Origin of the sequence: Pseudoalteromonas sp. SG43-6, from assembly GCF_014164365.1 — a bacterium.
Classification (GTDB): Bacteria; Pseudomonadota; Gammaproteobacteria; order Enterobacterales; family Alteromonadaceae; genus Pseudoalteromonas; species Pseudoalteromonas rhizosphaerae.
In genome coordinates, this window is the sequence record NZ_JACJEZ010000008.1 from 78,588 (window position 1) to 98,526 (window position 19,939).

At 41.1% G+C, this 19,939-nt stretch carries 17 protein-coding genes; 11 read left to right on the forward strand and 6 right to left on the reverse strand.

Going from position 1 to position 19,939, the window contains the following annotated elements:
• Positions 1-53 precede the first annotated feature (53 nt).
• The gene (locus H5201_RS05300) at positions 54-815 is read right to left on the reverse strand and encodes an outer membrane protein assembly factor BamD (RefSeq protein WP_149980797.1); all 762 of its coding nucleotides are present in this window, start codon (positions 813-815) and stop codon (positions 54-56) included.
• 141 nt (positions 816-956) lie between these two features.
• Here H5201_RS05300 and rluD point away from each other — a divergent pair, with 141 nt between their 5' ends.
• The 3 genes from rluD to clpB all read left to right on the forward strand — a co-directional run bounded on the left by rluD (position 957) and on the right by clpB (position 5,343).
• Positions 957-1,934, forward strand: coding sequence for a 23S rRNA pseudouridine(1911/1915/1917) synthase RluD (gene rluD, locus H5201_RS05305; protein ID WP_145237221.1), 978 nt, complete (start codon positions 957-959; stop codon positions 1,932-1,934).
• 9 nt (positions 1,935-1,943) lie between these two features.
• Complete coding sequence (pgeF, locus tag H5201_RS05310) at positions 1,944-2,669, forward strand: peptidoglycan editing factor PgeF (RefSeq protein WP_145237218.1); 726 nt, start codon at positions 1,944-1,946, stop codon at positions 2,667-2,669.
• A gap of 97 nt (positions 2,670-2,766) precedes the next feature.
• Positions 2,767-5,343 (forward strand): ATP-dependent chaperone ClpB, encoded by a 2,577-nt coding sequence (clpB, locus tag H5201_RS05315; RefSeq protein WP_149980795.1) that lies wholly within the window; start codon positions 2,767-2,769, stop codon positions 5,341-5,343.
• A 111-nt stretch (positions 5,344-5,454) separates the two neighbouring features.
• Here clpB and H5201_RS05320 read toward each other — a convergent pair whose 3' ends face one another.
• Positions 5,455-7,002 (reverse strand): PAS domain-containing methyl-accepting chemotaxis protein, encoded by a 1,548-nt coding sequence (locus H5201_RS05320; protein ID WP_182717092.1) that lies wholly within the window; start codon positions 7,000-7,002, stop codon positions 5,455-5,457.
• Positions 7,003-7,487: 485 nt separating this feature from the next.
• Between H5201_RS05320 and gshA the strand changes: the two genes are divergently transcribed.
• Both gshA and H5201_RS05330 read left to right on the forward strand, forming a co-directional pair.
• Positions 7,488-9,065 (forward strand): glutamate--cysteine ligase, encoded by a 1,578-nt coding sequence (gshA, locus tag H5201_RS05325; protein ID WP_182740351.1) that lies wholly within the window; start codon positions 7,488-7,490, stop codon positions 9,063-9,065.
• A gap of 140 nt (positions 9,066-9,205) precedes the next feature.
• Entirely contained in the window at positions 9,206-9,814 is a 609-nt protein-coding gene (locus H5201_RS05330) for a hypothetical protein (protein WP_145237206.1), read from the forward strand.
• A gap of 55 nt (positions 9,815-9,869) precedes the next feature.
• On the opposite strand, the gene H5201_RS05335 is transcribed toward H5201_RS05330, so the two are convergent.
• From H5201_RS05335 to H5201_RS05345, 3 genes are all read right to left on the reverse strand, one after another.
• Positions 9,870-10,706, reverse strand: a complete 837-nt coding sequence (locus H5201_RS05335) for a mechanosensitive ion channel family protein (protein ID WP_145237203.1) — start codon at positions 10,704-10,706, stop codon at positions 9,870-9,872.
• Positions 10,707-10,842: 136 nt separating this feature from the next.
• Positions 10,843-12,111, reverse strand: coding sequence for an HlyC/CorC family transporter (locus H5201_RS05340; protein ID WP_145237200.1), 1,269 nt, complete (start codon positions 12,109-12,111; stop codon positions 10,843-10,845).
• Between the two features lie 61 nt (positions 12,112-12,172).
• Positions 12,173-12,979: an inner membrane protein YpjD gene (locus H5201_RS05345; protein WP_145237197.1), complete on the reverse strand. Its 807-nt coding sequence runs from the start codon at positions 12,977-12,979 to the stop codon at positions 12,173-12,175.
• Positions 12,980-13,252: 273 nt separating this feature from the next.
• Between H5201_RS05345 and ffh the strand changes: the two genes are divergently transcribed.
• The 6 genes from ffh (at position 13,253) to tyrA (ending at position 18,394) form a co-directional block, all read left to right on the forward strand.
• A complete protein-coding gene (ffh, locus tag H5201_RS05350; protein WP_145237194.1) occupies positions 13,253-14,632 on the forward strand; it encodes a signal recognition particle protein in 1,380 nt (459 codons plus the stop codon).
• A 261-nt stretch (positions 14,633-14,893) separates the two neighbouring features.
• Positions 14,894-15,142, forward strand: coding sequence for a 30S ribosomal protein S16 (gene rpsP / locus H5201_RS05355; RefSeq protein ID WP_145237191.1), 249 nt, complete (start codon positions 14,894-14,896; stop codon positions 15,140-15,142).
• Between the two features lie 17 nt (positions 15,143-15,159).
• The gene (rimM, locus tag H5201_RS05360; protein WP_149980792.1) at positions 15,160-15,696 is read left to right on the forward strand and encodes a ribosome maturation factor RimM; all 537 of its coding nucleotides are present in this window, start codon (positions 15,160-15,162) and stop codon (positions 15,694-15,696) included.
• Complete coding sequence (gene trmD, locus H5201_RS05365) at positions 15,696-16,463, forward strand: tRNA (guanosine(37)-N1)-methyltransferase TrmD (protein ID WP_145237185.1); 768 nt, start codon at positions 15,696-15,698, stop codon at positions 16,461-16,463. Before rimM ends, trmD begins: the two co-directional genes overlap by 1 nt.
• 33 nt (positions 16,464-16,496) lie before the next feature.
• Positions 16,497-16,856 carry a 50S ribosomal protein L19 gene (gene rplS / locus H5201_RS05370; protein ID WP_002962189.1) on the forward strand — a complete coding sequence of 120 codons (360 nt, stop codon included), beginning with the start codon at positions 16,497-16,499 and terminating at the stop codon, positions 16,854-16,856.
• 404 nt (positions 16,857-17,260) lie between these two features.
• Positions 17,261-18,394 (forward strand): bifunctional chorismate mutase/prephenate dehydrogenase, encoded by a 1,134-nt coding sequence (tyrA, locus tag H5201_RS05375; protein WP_182717094.1) that lies wholly within the window; start codon positions 17,261-17,263, stop codon positions 18,392-18,394.
• Positions 18,395-18,464: 70 nt separating this feature from the next.
• Here tyrA and H5201_RS05380 read toward each other — a convergent pair whose 3' ends face one another.
• Complete coding sequence (locus tag H5201_RS05380) at positions 18,465-19,622, reverse strand: chorismate mutase (protein WP_149980790.1); 1,158 nt, start codon at positions 19,620-19,622, stop codon at positions 18,465-18,467.
• Positions 19,623-19,939 lie beyond the last annotated feature (317 nt).

Consider the following 19,939-nt stretch of genomic DNA (forward strand, 5'->3'; position numbering starts at 1 on the left):
AAAAAAGGCGCTACTTATAAACAATCAGTAGCGCCTTTTTTGTATATGTTAATTTATTTCTTTTTATTTAACTCACGGGTCATTTTAGCGTGTTTACTTAATTCTGGTAAACCAAGCTTGTTGTAGCTTTTTTCCATCATTTCCAGTGCATTATCTAAGTAACTACTTTGAGAATAATGCTCTACGACATATTTACCGCGATTTGCTGCTGCTAAGTAAGCTTCACGTTCATAGTAGTAATCAGCAACTTTCAACTCGTAACGTGCCATTTTGTTGAGTAACCAAACTAAACGTCTTTTTGCTTCAGGGGCATAGCCACTGTCAGGAAAGCGGTTAACTAAAGTTGATAAATCAGTAAAAGCAACACGGGTACGATTAGCATCACGGTCGGCTCTATCAACACCAAAATACTCTTGGAATGCGTTTTTATCGGCTTTAATATTTACTAAACCACGCATGTAGTACATATAGTCTAAATCTTTGTGGTTTGGATTTAGGCGAATAAAACGGTCAATTGTTGCAAGCGCTTGTTCAGTATTACCCGCTTGGTAATGGGCGTAGACTAAATCCATTTGTACTTGTTTTGACATAGGCCCAAACGGATAGCGTGAATCAATCGCACTCAAAAGCTCAATTGCACGCGCGTACAAGCCTGAATCAAGTGTTTGTTTGGCATCATCATACAACGCTTGCGCTGATTTATTAGGAACGCGTTGGATATCTTCTGCATCAGGTGCTGACGAACAGGCACCTAAACCAAGTAATGAAACTGTAAAAACAATGGCGAATGCACGTTTCCCTATTCTATTTATCATTTTATTTGTTACCTTCGATGTCTTCGGCTAGGCCAAGTGGGTAAAACCGAGTAAACTATGCTTATTATATAATGCTTTTATTAAAAGCGATTCTAACCCAGTCGAGCACAGCTTGCACTGGTAAATTGGGTAAAGTTACTAATGTCAGAGCAAATTTCTCTTCAAGCCGAGGTGCCAACTGAGTTAGGCGGTAAACGTCTAGACCAAGTATTGGCGCAATTGTTCCCTGATTATTCACGTTCACGTATAAAAACGTGGATTTTGGATGATAAAATCACCGTGGATGGTGAAATTTTAAACACCCCGAGAGAAAAACTCTTTGGTGGTGAAACGGTCAATGTTGAAACTAGCATTGAAGCCCCACGTGAATATCTAGCGCAAGATATCAAATTAAACATCGTTTATGAAGATGATGATATTTTGGTTATCAACAAACCTATGGGTTTAGTTGTGCACCCTGGTGCCGGTAATCCTGATGGCACAGTGCTCAATGCATTGTTGCATCATTATCCAGATATCATTAATGTTCCGCGCGCAGGTATTGTGCATCGTCTAGATAAAGATACTACCGGTTTGATGGTGGTAGCTAAAACAATTCAGGCGCAAACACATTTAGTTAAAGCATTACAAAAGCGTGAAAATTTCACGCGTGAATATGAAGCAATTTGTAATGGCACAATGACAGCGGGTGGCATGGTTGAAAAACCAATTGGCCGCCATCCTACGCAGCGTACACACATGGCTGTGCATGAGCAGGGCAAACCAGCAATTACGCATTTTCGAGTTGCTGAAAAATTCCGTGCGCATACGCGATTACGTCTTCGTTTAGAAACTGGCCGAACTCACCAAATTCGTGTGCATATGGCATTTATTAATCATCCATTGATTGGTGATAAAGCCTATGGCGGTCGTCCACGTCCACCAAAAGGCGCAACACCTGAATTGTTCCAAATGTTACGTGAATTTAATCGTCAAGCATTGCACGCGGTAAAGCTAAGTATCGCACACCCAATTACGGGTGAAATGATGACTTGGCAGGCGCCAATTCCTGATGACATGGTTGCCATGACGCACGTACTTCGTGAAGACACCAAAGCTAATCCAAATATCGATTTTTAAGCTGCTTTAATGCTTTATCCTAATTGGACAGCGCCAACCAATGTAGGTGCTCTCAGTACAACTCGTCAGGGCGGTGTATCGCATGCGCCTTTTATGAGTTTAAACTTAGGCCTACATGTGGGCGATGATCAGCAAGCGGTATTAACGAATCGCGCACTTTTAGCTGCTCAGCTTCCTAAAGCACCGGTGTGGCTTAATCAGATCCATAGCAGTGAAGTCGTTGTTGTGGATGAGTATTTTGACCCACAGGCTAATTATGATGCGGATGCGCTGTATACCCGATTAAAAAATCAACCACTGGCAATTATGACAGCAGATTGCTTGCCGGTTTTACTTACCAGTGAAAGTGGTGATGAGGTGGCTGCTATTCATGGTGGCTGGCGCGGTTTGCATGCGGGTATTATCGCTAATACTTTGCGTCACTTTAGCAGCCCTGCAGAACAAATTATAGCGTGGTTAGGTCCTGCCATAGGTGCTGCAAAGTTTGAGGTTGGCAGTGAAGTAAAAGCGCTTTTCTGTGAACAATCAGCATCTCATCACACTGCATTTGTGGCGCAGGCGGATGGTAAATATTTAGCGGATATTTATCTGCTCGCAACCACACAGCTTATTAATCTAGGCATAAGAAATATTAGTGGTGGTGAGTACTGTACAGTTAGCAATAGCGAACAATTCTTCTCATACCGTCGAGATGGTCAAACAGGCCGTATGGCTTCTTTGATCTGGCGCAAGTAATAGTCTATTCAGTGAGTATATTTTCTCCTAAGCCTTGATCAAAGTGCCGAGCATACCCATTAATTAAGTAATTAGTTTTTTTAATAGGTAACCCCTTATGCGTTTAGATCGATTTACCAGTAAATTTCAATCTGCGCTCTCTGACGCTCAGTCATTAGCGCTTGGTCGTGATCATCAATTTATTGAACCAGTACATTTAATGTATTCACTCTTGCAGCAAAGTGGCTCAAGTGTGCGTGCGTTATTAGCCCAAGCCAGTGTGAGTGCCGATGAACTTAATACCAAGTTATCACAAGAGATAGAAAAGCTATTTAAAGTGGAAGGTGTTGGCGGCGACGTGCAGTTGTCAAATAACATGGTTTCACTGATCAACTTATGCGATAAGTACGCGCAAAAGCGTAAAGATAAATACATCTCCAGTGAGTTATTTGTATTAGCAGCGTGTGATGATAAAGGGCCATTGGGTGATATCTTCCGCGCTTTAAATATGACCAGCACTAAAATAGAAGCAGCAATACAAGCTATTCGCGGTGGTCAAAAAGTTGATGATCCGAATGCTGAAGATACCCGTCAAGCGCTGAAAAAGTTTACTATCGATTTAACTGAGCGTGCAGAGCAAGGTAAACTTGATCCTGTTATTGGCCGCGATGATGAAATTCGCCGCACCATTCAAGTATTACAACGGCGTACTAAAAATAACCCCGTGTTGATTGGCGAACCCGGTGTCGGTAAAACCGCTATAGCTGAAGGGCTCGCGCAGCGTATTATAAATGGCGAAGTGCCTGAAGGCTTGAAAAACAAACGTGTGTTATCGCTTGATTTAGGAGCCTTGGTGGCCGGTGCAAAATACCGTGGTGAGTTTGAAGAACGTTTAAAGTCAGTGCTTAATGAATTGGCTAAAGAAGAAGGCCAAGTGATTCTGTTTATTGACGAAATTCATACTATGGTGGGCGCCGGTAAATCTGATGGTGCAATGGATGCGGGTAATATGCTCAAACCTGCATTGGCTCGAGGTGAACTGCATTGTGTCGGTGCTACAACCCTTGATGAGTATCGTAAATATATTGAAAAAGATGCCGCTTTAGAACGTCGTTTTCAAAAGGTGCTTGTTGAAGAACCATCAGTAGAAGATACCATAGCGATTCTTCGAGGCTTGAAAGAGCGTTACGAGTTACATCACTGTGTTGAAATTACCGATCCAGCCATTGTTGCCGCAGCGCATTTATCGCACCGCTACATTAGCGATCGCCAGCTACCGGATAAAGCCATTGATTTAATTGATGAAGCGGGTTCGTCTATTCGCCTACAAATCGATTCAAAACCAGAATCATTAGATAAATTAGAGCGCCGTATCATCCAGCTAAAACTCGAAGATAATGCACTTGCTAAAGAGAAAGATGACGCCAGTCAAAAGCGTCGTTCTGAGATGCAGGAGCTGATCACCGATCTTGAAGCCCAGTACCGTGAACTTGATGAAGTATGGACAGCTGAGAAAGCCTCTTTGCAAGGTACTCAAGTAATTAAGGCTGAACTTGAGCAAGCGCGATTAGACTTAGATGTTGCTCGTCGTGCCACTGATCTACAACGTATGTCAGAGTTGCAATACGGCCGCATTCCAGAGTTGGAACGTAAACTCGACTTAGCTTCACAAGCTGAAATGCAAGAAATGAGCTTACTTAAAAACCAAGTGGGTGAAGATGAAATTGCTGAGATACTTTCACGTTGGACTGGCATTCCTGTATCGCGCATGCTTCAAGGTGAGCGTGAAAAACTGCTGCAAATGGAAGAACATTTACACCATAAAGTGATCGGTCAAGACGAAGCCGTAGTCGCAGTGGCGAATGCGATTCGTCGTTCACGGGCAGGGCTTGCAGATCCAAATAGGCCAATCGGTTCGTTTTTATTTTTAGGCCCAACCGGGGTCGGTAAAACTGAGCTGACTAAAGCGTTAGCTGGATATATGTTTGATACTGAAAGCGCGATGGTGCGAATTGATATGTCTGAGTTTATGGAAAAGCACTCAGTTGCTCGCTTAGTTGGCGCGCCTCCGGGCTATGTTGGTTATGAAGAAGGTGGCTACTTAACAGAAGCTGTTCGTCGTCGTCCATATTCTGTAATTTTGCTTGATGAAATCGAAAAGGCACATCCTGATGTATTTAATATTCTACTGCAAGTGTTAGATGATGGTCGTTTAACGGATGGCCAAGGTCGTACTGTTGATTTTAAAAATACAGTGATCATCATGACCTCAAATTTAGGCTCAGATATTATTCAAGAGCAAACCGGTAACAACGATTATGCAGCGTTAAAAGAAAAAGTGATGGGGGTTTTGGTTAATGAGTTTAGACCTGAATTTATTAATCGTATTGATGAAACCGTAGTATTCCACCCACTTGCTAATGAACATATCAAAGAGATTGCAGATATTCAGTTAAGCAAGTTACGTGAGCGCCTAACAGGAATGGGTTACTTGTTACAAATAAGTGATGCAGCTCTTGATCGAATTGCAGCCAGTGGTTTTGATCCGGTTTATGGTGCACGACCACTCAAACGGGCTATTCAACATACCATTGAAAACCCATTATCGCAGAAGTTACTCGCAGGTGAATATCAAAGTGGTGACATGATAGTAATTGATGCTGACGAAAATGGTTTAGTGTTCTCATCACGCTAACTGATTAACTGAGTTTTAAGGCCAGTGAATATGCTGGCCTTAAACTCGCTGCGAATAAAAAGTTATAAAGTAACTATTAAAGATAAACCCCTATCATTTAGCCGCGCTTAATTAAACCTTAAAAGTCAGTAAAATATCGTTAACTTTACGTGAGCCTTCGACAAGCTGTGCAGCACCTTTAGCGACATTAAAGCTCAACGTTAAGTTCTCGTCACTGTAACCTTTTATTTGTGTAATGTTGTCGCTAATATCGAGGCTGACAGTTTGTTGTTGCTCGGCGGCAGCAGATATTTGTGTCGCTAGTTGTGATATTTCACTTATTTGCGCGAAAATGCTATCTAGTTCAACTTGAGTATGTCCGGTGGTATTTACACATTCATCGGCTTGCGCCTTGGTGTTTTTCATGACCGTAGACCAGCTAAACAGGGTATCTTGAATTTCTTTAATAGAGCTATGAATTTGTGCAGTAGCACGTTGAGTACGAGAAGATAATGCACGCACTTCATCGGCAACTACTGCAAAGCCTCGGCCATGTTCACCAGCACGCGCGGCTTCAATTGCAGCATTTAATGCCAGTAAATTGGTTTGCTCTGCAATGCCTTCGATTTCAGTCATTACTTGACCTATTTTATCCGCCTCGGTTGCAAGGGAATTAGCAGTACTTGCCGCTTGTTCAACTTGTAAAGCAAGGTCAGACACCATGGCACTATTGTCTGCAATGTGCAGTTTTATATCAGTGCAGCTTTGGTAAGTAATATTTACTTTTTCAGCGGTATGATGAGTGTTGCCCGATATTTCACCTATGGTTGCGCTCATTTGTGACATTGCGGTGGCCATTTGGCCAAGGCGTTGTCCTTGTGCGGCAATGCCTTTTTCAGTTAATGCTGATTGTTGGTCTAGATTAGCCGCAATACCGGTAAACGTGACAGTCGTATCTTTTACTCGTCCTAATACGGTACGTAATTTAGCATTAAGCATTTGCTGGTTATATTCACTAATACTAAATGGATGATGGCCGACATAGACATAGCGGGATACAGAATCATTTACTGCCTTTAGCTGTTTCAGTGCTGTTGGTGTGAAAACTAATTCATCATAATTTAATAGCATAATTAGTAAACTAAATAACGCGGTTATCAATGCAACAGCAATAGATACAAAAGCTGCTAATAGTACTAAACCAAGTAAGCCAATCAGTAGGGCTGCACTTTGGCGAACACCTACCCATTCACGCCAAGAGGACAACGATTTACCGGCATTTATTTTAGTGTATAGGCTTTGTGCGCGTCGTTTTAGTTGTTCGCTCGGTTTTGTTCGTACTGATTGATAGCCAACGAGTTGACCATGTTCAAAAATAGGAGTAACAAATGCATCAACCCAATAATAGCGGCCATCCTTGCAGCGATTCTTTACCATGCCGCGCCATGAATGACCTTGTTTGAGTTTTCCCCACATTTCTTTAAATGCTGCTTTAGGCATATCTGGGTGGCGAACAATATTATGATTTTTGCCAATCAGTTCTTCAAGGGTGAAGCCGGCAATGTTGCAAAATTCTTTATTTGCATAGGTTATCACTCCACGTATATCTGTAGTGGAGACGAGCTCCTGGTGATCTGAAAAGGTGACTTCTTCGTTTATTAACTGCTGACCCCGACGCATAGGTAGTCCTTAAACATGCTTTATTATTAGTGATGATTATAAAGTTCATACAAATGTAATGATAGCAGGTTCAGTGATCACAGGAGTAAAATAGCTATTAAATAGCTTTTTAATGATCTAAAACAAAGAAACTTGCAAAAAGTGCGCGGGTAATAGCTTAATATATAAATAGATATCATTGCTCTAGTACGAGCAATGAGTAAATGTCAGCAATGAGTTGCACATAATAAGCAAACATTTAATTAGTCAGTATCTTGCATTACTGTGGTGTCATTAAAGCAATTGTATATTAGCTCTTACAATGGCAAGATTAGTAAATATTTGGCTATTATAGCTTGGCTGCCCGCAGCAAGTTTGCTTTACAAACATACGGTGACCTTCTTGGAAAATAGTGGAAATTAGAGTTATGCCACTATTAAACCTTGAGTATTATCAATTTGCCCCCATTGACTTATGATTAGGCCACGTGGCTCGAGGAAGCATTTTTGACTACACATGATTTAACTAAAGCGTTAGCAGCGCTAGCCCCAGAACAGCATAAATACGCAATTAAAGGCATTCAACGCGGTATTGAAAGAGAAGCGTTGCGGATCAAGCCAAACGGTGTAATTTCACAGCAAGGTCATCCAAAAGGGGTTGGTTGTGCGTTAACTAACGGGCATATCACAACTGATTTTTCTGAGTCTTTACTAGAGTTTATAACACCCGTTAGTGAATCTGCTGAAGAAACGTTAAATCAGCTGCAAGACTTACAAAAGTTTACCCTATCACAGATGGGCGATGAATTATTATGGCCTATCAGTATGCCGTGTTTTATAGAACATCAAGATGACATTGTATTAGCTCAATTTGGTGATTCTAATATTGGACGCATGAAAACCTTGTACCGCGAAGGTCTTAAAAATCGTTATGGCAGCATGATGCAAGCGATTGCCGGTGTGCACTTTAATATATCGTTTCCAGAGTCATTTTGGCAGAGTTTAAAAACGATTAAAGGCGATACTGGCTCATTACAAGAGTTTATTTCGGCTGGTTATTTAGGACTGATCCGTAACTTCAAACGAGAACTATGGTTGATCAGTTATTTATTTGGTGCATCGCCAGCGCTGTGTAATTCATTTTTACAAGGGCGCAGTACGGATCTTCCTTTTAAAAAGCTAGGTAAAGGTACGCTTTATCTTGAAGTGGGTACAGCTTTGCGCTTAGGTAATTTGGGTTATACCAACAGTGCTCAGTCATCACTAAAAGTACTGTATAACTCACTAGATGAATATGTAGCAGGATTAAAAAGTGCGATTCATTCACCGTCAGATATTTATGGTCAGCTTGCTGATTATAAAGATGCCCAGCCTAAACAATTGAATAAAAATGTATTGCAGATTGAAAACGAATTTTATTCGCCAATTCGTCCTAAGCGCAATGCTAAAAGTGGTGAAACACCGACTGACGCACTGTTACGTGGCGGTATTGAGTATATTGAAATCCGGGCTCTAGATGTAAATCCATTTGCAGCAACGGGAATTGATATTGAGCAAATTCATTTCCTAGATGTTTTTCTAACTTATTGCTTATTGAAAGATTCTCCAACAATGGATTGGGATTCGCAACAGCGGAGCACCGAAAATTTAGATACGGTTGTAAGCCAAGGTCGCGCTTTAGAAGTGATGCTAAATCGCTCTGGTAGTTTACGCAGTCTAGCAACGTGGGGAGCAGAGATCTTCGTACAGTTACAACAAGTTGCAGCCTATATGGATAATGCTTACGGCGTTAGCTATTACAGCGAAACGATTACTCGATTAAGCCAATGGATAGCAGATCCTGAATTAACATACTCAGGGCGCTACGTTAGTCAACTGAAAGGGTCTGGTATTGATAATGGTTATTTTGCCTTATCGTTGGCAAAAAGTTACCAGCAACAACATCAAGATACGCCATATAAAGTGTATTCAGACAGCTATTTAAAACAACAAGCAGAACAGTCAGTTATTGCTGAACGCGAGTTGAAAGCCGCTGATAATCAAACATTTAATGCATTTTTAGATGATTATTTTGCCACTAAGTAAGTTTGTAGCTAAATAAGCAGGCAAAAAAACGCAGCCCAAGTTGGCTGCGTAAAGATTCTTCAGGGATAAACAATGCTAAACTGCGCATTCATAAAATAAGACTTATACTTTTATAAAAAGTTCAGCGAGCATAAAAAAAAATGAAAAATAGTTTAATTATTTTATCGCTGGGGGCTCTGTTAACTGGTTGCGCAACAGCCCCTCCAAAGCAACCTAATGATATATGTAAAATTTTTGAAGAAAAAAGCGATTGGTACTATGACGCAAAAGATGCCCAAGAAAAATGGGGCTCACCTAAACATGTACTAATGAGCATGATGTATCAAGAAAGCTCCTTTAAACACGATGCTGCACCGCCAATGGAATACTTTTTGTGGGTTATTCCCACAGGGCGAGCAAGTTCAGCTTACGGCTACTCACAAGCAAAAACTCCCACCTGGTCTGATTATATTCGTGAAACGGGTAATAGCGGCGCAGATCGCGATGATTTTGATGACGCTATCGACTTTATGGGCTGGTTTGTTTATAAGACTCATAAAGTTAATGGCATCTCGAAATGGGATGCCTACGCGCAATACCTAAATTACCACGAAGGCTGGGGCGGTTATAAACGCGGCACCTATAAAAATAAAAAGTGGTTAATGGCAGTGGCTAATAAAGTAAAAAATCGTGCAAGTCGCTATGCGGCTCAGCTTAAACGTTGTGAAGACGATTTAGATAAAGGGTGGTTAGAAAGGTTATTTAGCTGATCTGACAAGATTCAAGATTTTAAAAAGCCCGCACAGCGGGCTTTTTAGTATTAGTTTATTTCCCTGGGAATTGATGAATATGTACATCGCGCTGTGGGAATGGAATGGTAATATTTTCTTTATCGAAGGCAATTTTAACGCGTTCGTATAAACCAAAATACACTGGCCAGTAATTTTCAGAATCAACCCATGCCCAGACCAACATGCCGATATGGCTATCGCCATGCTGACTTACATGCACAACCGGTTGTTTTGCTTCATCTTTGAGTACTAACTCGTAGCTATTTAACACGCCCATTAGTACTTCTCGCGCTTTAAGCACATCATCACTGTAGCTAATACCAAACTCAATATCGACGCGGCGAGTTGGTTCTGCAAACTTGTTTTTTACACAGCCATTAGAAAGTGCACCATTTGGGATAATAATTTTTTCATTATCATAAGTGAGTAGTACGGTAACAAATATTTGAATTTCAACCACTTTACCCATATAGCCTTGGGCTTCAATGACATCACCAATTTTAAATGGTTTAAAAAATAAGATCAGCACACCACCGGCGAAATTCGCTAGGCTGCCTTGTAATGCCATACCGACCGCTAAGCCTGCAGCACCGAGCATAGCAATGAACGAGGTTGTTTCTATACCAATCATTGATGCGACTGAGATCAGTAATAGCAACTTTAAAATAACCGATAAGAAGGAGACCAAAAAATGACTTAATCCGGCTTCAAATTTTACCTTTGCCATTGATTTTTCAGCCATACTGGCAATACGGCCAACAAACCACCAACCAACAATTAAAACAAAGATTGCCAATAAAAATCGAGGGCCATAGGTCATTAGCATTTCAATCGCTTTGGTGTACAGGGTCTCGATAGAGATATCTTCCATTGCATTTTCCACATCTATAAAGTTACAAATATAATAGCCTAATAATTAACACTTTATAGAGAATAATGAACAAAAAATTTGTTGCGGGGATGAGCTGAGGGAGTAGAGTAACCATAGGTTACTCTACAGATATTGCTTATATTTTGCGCTTGTTCGCTTGAATGCGCACCAGTTTGATCATGTTCTCTTTTACTTCAACAACTTCAATCGGATAGCCTGCAATACGCAAACTCAAGTTGGCATCAGGAATGTCTTCTAAGTATTCGACAATTAAGCCACTTAATGTTTTCGGGCCATCAAGAGGGAACTCCCAATCCATTTCTTTGTTTAGATCGCGTACGTTAGCACCGCCATCAACTAAAAATGAGCCATCATCTTGTGACACAACTTCTTCACTTGGAGTACGTGTTTGCGTAGTGGTAAAGTCACCGACCACTTCTTCAAGAATATCTTCGAGGGTAACTAATCCTTGAATATCACCATATTCATCAACTACTAAACCGATACGCTCTTTTGATTGCTGAAATTTAAATAGCTGAGTATTGAGCGACGTACCTTCAGGAATAAAATAAATCTCACGAACTGCGCGAAGCAATGATGGTTTATCAAATTGCTCTTTTGTTAATAACCGCAGTGCATCCCGTGAGTGAATAAAGCCTACCGCATCATCAATTTGGTCGCGATATAAAAGTACTCGCGTGTGTTGTGCATGGGTAAGCTGTTTACTAATTAGTTTCCAGTCATCATTGATATCAATGGCAACAATTTCGTTGCGCGGGATCATAATATCTTCGACAGTGACTTGCTCTAAATCTAAAATGGAGGTCAACATACTTTGGTGACGCGCGGGGATCAGCGCACCCGATTCATTCAGCACCGTTTTTAATTCTTCTTTACTCATGCTGTGCTCATCTATTTGTGCAGCACTAATACCAAATAGGCGTAATATACCATTGGTCATCCAGTTAACGACGACGACAAATGGAAAGAGAATTTTTAGTAACCCTTTGAGTATCACCGAACTAGGAAAGGCAACTTTTTCAGGGTAAAGCGCAGCTAGCGTTTTAGGCGTTACTTCTGCAAATATAAGCACGACTAAAGTTAGTGCGCCAGTGGCAATAGCGATACCTAAATCACCATATAAACGAATACCGATAATGGTTGCAACCTGCGCGGCAGCAATATTCACCAAGTTATTACCGATAAGGATAAGGCCAATAAGTCTATCAGGACGGCTCAAAAGTTTGTTGACACGCTTTGCTGCGCGGTGATTTTCTTTAGCAAGGTGGCGTAAGCGGATTCTGTTAATTGACATAATGCCCGTTTCAGAACCAGAAAAATATGCAGAACAAAGTATGAGTATTCCAAGTATTATAAACAAAACACTTGTAGAGATGTCGTCCAAAGAAGGATCCTTTTTTATTTAACCAATGCGTATTAAGCGGGAGTGAGCTGCCTGAGTCAAGTTAAAACTTATTCAGGATCACCTCTTGCACAAAACGACTGCCAAAATAAGCCAGCGTTAAAACAAAAGCAGCAGCCATGATAGCTAGTACGACCGGTTTCCCACGCCAGCCTTGCTTTAAGTGACCAATTGTCACCGTTGCAAACATAGCCCAAGCAATTAATGATAAAACAGTTTTATGAATAAATTCACTAGCAAACATGCCATCAAGAAAAATAAAACCAGATAATAACGCTAAGGTTAACAAAACCGTGCCTAGCGTTAATAAGTGATAGAGTTGGCGTTCAACCACCATTAATGGCGGTAAATGGCTATGCACAATCGCTAAGTCTTTTCGTTTTAAGCGTTTATCAATAAAGTAAAACTGTACGCCATATAAAGTGGCAATAATTAACACACAGTATGCAAGCAGGGAAAGCGAAATATGAGTGACTAAACCTATTTCAACATCAATACTTTGCAATAAAATATGATGCGGGATAAATAAGCTGGCAATTGTTAGCAAAGCAGCAAAGCCATAGACAACAGGCAGTAATAATGTGGCAGGGAATTTTAACGACACCGTAGTGACAGAGACCACAATCACCCAGCAGGTTAACAGTGATACATTAACAATACTTAAATCTTGGCCATCGGCGCGAAACACTGAATTCACCAGTAATAACATGTGGGCTAAAATTGCCACCGTGCTGAGGATAACCGTCAGCTTTTGGCTCGGACCTTGTTGGTGAAATAACCGAGACAGCACGTGAGACGTCGCGAAGATATAAAATAAACTGGCAATAATAGTTAAACTAATAATCAGCATAGTGCTTGGGCCACTCAATTTGAGTCAAATATTCCTTGTTAGAGTAATGGCATTGTATTTTATAGTGAGGCAAATGCATAGAGTTTGTAAAAAGAAACTCAAACAGCTCACTTGAACACTGTATTGTGCGCCACCATTTACGGTATACTGTTTTTAATTAAAATTTTAATAATACTGATTATATGAAATCAGCGCTATTAATAGTAAGTGCTAAACTTGCGGCAATAACGTTGGTTGGGAAATTGGTATATCACGTTTGATCGGAACCTTTACATGTTTGAGAACCTCCAAGAACGATTAGGTAAAACCTTAAAGAATATCAGCGGCCGTGGACGCCTTACTGAAGACAATATAAAAGATACACTACGCGAAGTGCGTATGGCTTTTTTAGAAGCCGACGTCGCTTTACCCGTTGTTCGTGAGTTTGTTAAACAAGTTAAAGAGCGCGCGGTAGGTATTGAAGTAACTAAGAGCCTAAGTCCTGGGCAAGTGTTCATTAAAATCGTTCGCGAAGAGCTTGAAAAAGCCATGGGTGAAGCAAACGAAGAGTTGAGCCTAAACGCACAACCGCCAGCCGTTGTAATGATGGCGGGTCTGCAAGGTGCGGGTAAAACGACCAGTGTTGCTAAGCTTGCCAAATTCTTAAAAGAACGTAAAAAGAAATCAGTATTAGTAGTCAGTGCCGACGTTTATCGTCCTGCGGCTATTAAACAGTTGGAAACACTGGCCGATGAAGTAGGTGTTGAGTTTTTCCCAAGTGACATTTCACAACAGCCGGTTGATATTGCGAAGGCAGCTATTTCTCATGCGAAAAAGAAATTTATCGATGTTGTATTAGTTGATACCGCAGGTCGTTTGCATGTTGATAATGACATGATGGACGAGATTAAAAATCTTCATCATGCTATTAACCCAATCGAAACCTTGTTTGTGGTTGATGCCATGACGGGTCAAGATGCTGCCAATACTGCCAAAGCGTTTGATGAAGCATTACCTCTGACCGGTGTGATACTAACCAAGACCGATGGTGATGCGCGCGGTGGTGCTGCACTATCAATCCGCCATATTACCGGCAAGCCTATTAAGTTTATGGGTGTTGGTGAGCGCACTGATGCGCTTGAGCCTTTCCATCCAGATCGTATCGCATCGCGTATACTTGGTATGGGGGATGTACTTTCATTGATCGAAGAAGTCGAAATGAAAGTCGATAAAGAGCAAGCTGCAAAAGTTGCTGAAAAAGTTTTTAAAGGTGATGGCTTTACTCTTGATGATTTTGCTGATCAATTAAAGCAAATGAAAAGCATGGGCGGCATGATGTCAATGCTTGATAAATTACCTGGTATGCAAAACCTGCCTGATGCAGTGAAAGGTCAGATGGGTGATAAAACCTTTATTCAGATGGAAGCGATCATCAGCTCAATGACGAAAAAAGAGCGTGCGCGTCCAGAGATCATTAAAGGCTCTCGTAAAAAGCGTATTGCAGCAGGCTCTGGTACGCAAGTACAAGAGATCAATAAGCTGCTAAAACAGTTTACGCAGATGCAAAAAATGATGAAAAAAATGAAAGGTAAAGGCGGCATGATGAAAATGATGCGCGGCATGAAAGGCATGTTACCACCAGGAATGATGGGTGGCGGTGGCCCTAAATTTTAATGTTTTAACTGACGCCATGCTGATGTAGCGAGTCAGTTAACTAAAAAGAGAGGCAAATAGCCTCTTTTTTTGTAGATAAATTATGCGTTGAAAGTTCTATATAGCCTGATTTAACGCGTAGATCATAGTTTAATCAACTTAACAGTCATTTCGAGTCACTTCTTACTTGCATTGTTGCTAAAAACTCGTACAATTCCCCAGCTCCCCATACTGGGGAGTAAATCTTATTAATGAAAACAGTCAATCTATTTAGAGGACGGTATGGTAACTATTCGTTTGCAACGTGGTGGCGCTAAAAAACGCCCTTTCTATCAAATTGTGGTTGCGGATAGCCGTTTCTCGCGTGACGGTCGCTTCATCGAGAAAGTAGGCTTTTTTAACCCAATTGCTAGTGGTCAAGAAGAAAAAGTACGTTTAGATTTATCTCGTGTAGAACACTGGGTAGGTCAGGGCGCATCTCTTTCAGATCGCGTAAATAAGTTAGTTAAAGACGCTCGTAAAGCGGCTTAATAGGCGTAAGTGTAACCATGAGTCAAGAGAACACCTCATCAATCATTGTCGTAGGAAAGCTCGGTGCCCCATATGGTATAAAGGGCTGGCTTAAGGTACATTCATTTACTGATGATCCCATAGGGATCTTCGATTTCAGCCCGTGGTTGATAGGGCAGCAAGGTAAATGGCAGACCTTAGAAGTGGTCGACTGGCGTCGCCACAACAAAGGCTTTATCGCTAAATTTGCGCAAGTAAACGATCGAGACGAAGCAATGGCTTATACCCATGCAGAAATCTCAATGGATGCAGCGCAATTACCAGAGCTCCCGCAAGGTGAGTTCTATTGGCGAGATCTCATTGGCATGTCTGTTGTAACCGATAAAGGTTATGACTTAGGCATAGTTGATGACCTGATGGAGACAGGCTCAAATGACGTATTGGTTGTGAAAGCAAACAATAAAGATGCATTTGGCCAAGCAGAGCGTTTAATTCCGTTTTTAACTGATTCAGTTATTAAAGAGATTAAGCACGATGCAAAAGAAATTACAGTAGACTGGGATCCTGGCTTTTAATGAGTCAAACGAGTTCGTTGTGGGTAGGGGTTATCAGCCTTTTCCCGGACATGTTTGATGCCATTACAACTCAAGGTGTAACTGGTCGAGCAGTAAAAAATGGTCTGATCGACTTTAACTGCTGGAACCCACGAGATTATGCTATTGATAAGCATAGAACCGTGGATGATCGTCCTTACGGGGGCGGTCCAGGTATGTTAATGATGGTTGAACCACTGAAACAAGCCATTCTTGACGCCAAACAGGCGGCAGGAGATGGTGCAAAAGTAATTTATATGTCCCCGCAAGGGCGCAAATTAGATCAGCAAGGGGCAAGCGAACTCGCCAGCTCTAAAAAACTGATTTTAATTGCCGGTCGCTATGAAGGTATAGACGAGAGAATAATAGAATCATACGTTGACGAAGAATGGTCGATTGGTGATTTTATTTTGAGTGGTGGTGAACTACCAGCCATGACATTAATTGACGCAGTAGCGCGATTAGTGCCGGGTGTATTAGGACACAACCAGTCAGCAGAGCAAGACTCATTTTCGGATGGCTTGCTAGATTGTCCTCACTATACACGGCCAGAAACATTGGACGACAAACAGGTTCCTGCTGTATTACTCAGCGGAAACCACCAAGAGATAGCAAAATGGCGGCTGATGCAGTCATTAGGCAGAACTTGGTTACGCCGTCCTGACTTGTTGCATAACCTAGCTCTGACTGAGGAGCAAGCGGTATTACTCGCGAAATTTCAGCAAGAGTACCAAAAAGCTTGTGGCTAGAAGACAGTTACACCTAGGAAAGTGAGAAACATAATGGCAAAAGTAAACCAAAATATTATTAAAGCGCTTGAAGATGAGCAGCTTAAAACAGACGTACCTGCATTTGGCCCTGGTGATACAGTGGTTGTACAGGTAAAAGTAAAAGAAGGTGCTAAAGAGCGTCTACAGGCCTTTGAAGGTGTTGTAATCGCTAAGCGTAACCGTGGTCTTCACTCAGCATTCACAGTTCGTAAAATTTCGAACGGTGAAGGTGTTGAGCGTGTATTCCAAACGCACAGCCCTCTTATCGATAGCGTAGCAGTTAAGCGTCGCGGTGCAGTTCGCCGTGCGAAACTTTACTATCTACGTGAGCGTTCTGGTAAATCTGCACGTATTAGAGAAAAACTTAACTAATACGCGCTGTTTATCAACGCAAAAAAACGGGTTGCAACCTTCGGGCTGCAACCCGTTTTGGTTTTTAGAGATAGTAAGTTAGGTAGAGTAAAGTTATCGAATTAGAAGGCTAGTGAGGTTAAAGGATAAAGTTAAAAGATTAAGATCGCTCAACGTTAAAGTGATCACCATAACTTGATTAGAGCGCAGAGAAGTTCAGCAAAAAAATACCCATCCAAGAATTACTCATAAATCAAATACAACTCGGCCAACTTATAACTTATGGCTTAACGCTTAAACCCTCATTCTTTTGCTTATTTAGCCTTTTAACAACTAAGCGATCCTGTTAGTATTTATCGTATTGATTAGTTTACTTTTATGTAAATTTAAATGTACGAAATTGCAGTTTCTAAGGTGGTAGTCGCGTGGCGGATATAAAAGAGTTAGATAAGTTAAGAGAGGGGATCGATGAATGTGATGCCCAGTTGGTTGCACTGCTGGCTAGACGTAATAGTATTACCGAGCAGATCGGCGCAATCAAACAACAAACGGGTGCGCCACTGCATGCGCCTGATCGTGAAGCTACTTTATTAGCTGCTCGTCGCCAAGAAGCGATTAACCAAGGTGTTAATCCTGAATTGGTGGAAGATATCCTACGCCGTATGATGCGCGAAGCTTACCAAAATCAACAGGCTAAATTAGCATGTAGCGCGCCACAGTTATCACCTATTGTGATTGTTGGTGGTCAAGGCGCTATGGGGCAATTGTTTGCTCAGCAATTTATCCGCTCAGGGTATGAAGTTAGAATACTCGACAAAGAACAGCAAAGTAACGCGCAAGAAACATTAGCGGGTGCAAAACTGGTGATGATCAGTGTGCCAATTAATGCCTTAGAAACAGTGGTTACTGCCTTACCTAAGCTCGATGATGATTGTTTATTAGTTGATATTACTTCAGTTAAGCAAGCACCGTTAAAAGTATTAAAAGCAGTGCATAGCGGTCCTGTAGTAGGTTTACATCCAATGTTTGGTCCTGATATTTCTCATTGGGTAAAGCAAACAGTGGTGGTTTGCGAAGGCCGTAACCATGAGATTGCCCAAGGTTTATTATCGCAACTGCAAGTGTGGGGCTGTCAACTTGTTGAACTCGATGCGCAAAAGCACGATGAAGCCATGCAAATTATTCAGGTTATGCGCCATTTAACCACTTTTGTATACGGTCAGTTTCTAGCAAAACAAGGTCATACTCTCGAGGAGCTCCGCAGTTGTTCGTCACCGATTTACCAATTAGAGTTGATGATGGTAGGGCGCTTATTCGCACAATCACCAGAGCTTTATTCAGACATTATGCTAGCGCAATTTGATAACGTAGAGCCTTTACTTGCACAATATCAAGATACGTTTGCAAGTACCTTGGCAAAATTAAAAGCCGGTGATAAGGCCGCTTTAATTGATTCATTTGCGGATGCTAAAGCGTATTTTTCAGATGCTACTGCGCATTTTTTAACGCAAAGTCGCAGCCTGTTAAACAAAGCTAATGATGCGAAAGTACTTGATTGATAACCGCTGTGTGAAAAACAGATAATAAAAAAGGGCTAATTTTAGCCCTTTTTTATATTTTACTTAGCGCTTAACTTTCTATACTAACAGCTTGCAGCGATTCACTTTGGTAACAGCCCAGTACGCGTACATATTGGGTGTGTTCTTTAAGTTCTTCAAGTGCTTGCTTAACATGGTTATCAACCAGGTTTGCTTCTAAATCCACATAGAATACTTCTTCCCATGGGTTACCCGGCACAGGGCGTGATTCTAGTTTTACTAAGTTGATATTATGTTCTTTGAAAATCATCAACGCATCAGCCAAAGAACCTGCTTGTTGTTTAGTTGCCATAATTAAACTGGTTTTAGTCGGGATCTGTTTTGATACATAAAGAGGCTTACGGGCAACTACAATAAAACGGCTATGATTTTCACGTTGATTCGCAAGGCCTGATTTAATCACTTCTAAACCCACATTCTTACCCGCTTGAGCTGAACCAATTGCTGCGCTATTAGGGGTATCTAATGCTAATTGTAGAGCGCTTGAGGTTGAATCGCATGTTTCATGTTGAATATCTCCTAAGCCTTGTAAAAAGCGACTACATTGAGCGAATGGTTGCGGGTGAGCAAAAATCTTACTGATCTGACTAAGCTCAGTACCCGGTGTGACCAATAAACAATGTTCAACACTGTGGGTTACTTCACCAACGATGGAGACTTGTGCGTGTTGCAGTAAATCAAACACTTCGTTAATACTGCCAGAGCTGGTGTTTTCAATGGGTAATAAGCCAAAATCTGCTTGACCATTTTCAACTTTACCAGTGATCTGTTCAAAGCTAGAGCAGCCCATTTCAACAAGTTTACCTGGGCGACGGCTAAAATATTTATGACAAGCAAGTTGGCTGTAAGAACCTTGACCACCTAAATAAGCAACACGGTGTGTTTCACTCATAGCATCTGGGTTTAAGTTCTTCTGTAACATGGCTTGTTGATTAAGTACTGAATCTTCTAAAATTGTTTGGAAAACGTTATTCACATAATAAGCGTCCAAACCAAGAGACTTACCATAACCGATGAGTTTTTCTAACAAGGCAAGTTCTCGGGCCTCATCACGTATCGGTTTATTATTAGCAATCTTATATTCTACAACGCCGTGGCTAATACGGCGACGTTTTGCTAATAGCACTAATAGGTCAGAATCAATTTCATTGATATCGTGTCTAAGTGAATTAAGTACATCATTAGTCATTTTTGGGTTCCTCATTCCAAAAAATTACCTTTTGGGTAATAAAAACAAAAAAGCCTCCCAATTGGGAGGCTTTGCTATTCGGTTGATTTAATCTCGCAAACAGGTAAGCCTCTTCTATCTAAAGAAGCTAAAAAACGAAAAATGTAATTGCGAAAATATTATATTCATACTCTTAATGTATGGAGAGTGGGCTATAAAGTCAACACTCTAGCGGGTTTTATCGCCGCCAAAGGATAGTTTATTTTTGATATGGGATTTTTTCAGTAATTTCAACGAAAAATTTATAAATCTAAATAGGGATCTGGTATATTTATTTA

Bases quoted from the DNA above. Each gene is read 5' to 3' on its own strand.
- H5201_RS05380 (WP_149980790.1), bottom strand. From the start codon at position 19,622: ATGACTAATGATGTACTTAATTCACTTAGACACGATATCAATGAAATT.
- H5201_RS05335 (WP_145237203.1), bottom strand. From the start codon at position 10,706: ATGGAAGATATCTCTATCGAGACCCTGTACACCAAAGCGATTGAAATG.
- rplS (WP_002962189.1), top strand. From the start codon at position 16,497: ATGGCAAAAGTAAACCAAAATATTATTAAAGCGCTTGAAGATGAGCAG.
- ffh (WP_145237194.1), top strand. From the start codon at position 13,253: ATGTTTGAGAACCTCCAAGAACGATTAGGTAAAACCTTAAAGAATATC.
- H5201_RS05330 (WP_145237206.1), top strand. From the start codon at position 9,206: ATGAAAAATAGTTTAATTATTTTATCGCTGGGGGCTCTGTTAACTGGT.
- clpB (WP_149980795.1), top strand. From the start codon at position 2,767: ATGCGTTTAGATCGATTTACCAGTAAATTTCAATCTGCGCTCTCTGAC.
- H5201_RS05320 (WP_182717092.1), bottom strand. From the start codon at position 7,002: ATGCGTCGGGGTCAGCAGTTAATAAACGAAGAAGTCACCTTTTCAGAT.
- H5201_RS05345 (WP_145237197.1), bottom strand. From the start codon at position 12,979: ATGCTGATTATTAGTTTAACTATTATTGCCAGTTTATTTTATATCTTC.
- H5201_RS05300 (WP_149980797.1), bottom strand. From the start codon at position 815: ATGATAAATAGAATAGGGAAACGTGCATTCGCCATTGTTTTTACAGTT.
- trmD (WP_145237185.1), top strand. From the start codon at position 15,696: ATGAGTCAAACGAGTTCGTTGTGGGTAGGGGTTATCAGCCTTTTCCCG.
- rimM (WP_149980792.1), top strand. From the start codon at position 15,160: ATGAGTCAAGAGAACACCTCATCAATCATTGTCGTAGGAAAGCTCGGT.
- rluD (WP_145237221.1), top strand. From the start codon at position 957: ATGTCAGAGCAAATTTCTCTTCAAGCCGAGGTGCCAACTGAGTTAGGC.
- rpsP (WP_145237191.1), top strand. From the start codon at position 14,894: ATGGTAACTATTCGTTTGCAACGTGGTGGCGCTAAAAAACGCCCTTTC.
- pgeF (WP_145237218.1), top strand. From the start codon at position 1,944: ATGCTTTATCCTAATTGGACAGCGCCAACCAATGTAGGTGCTCTCAGT.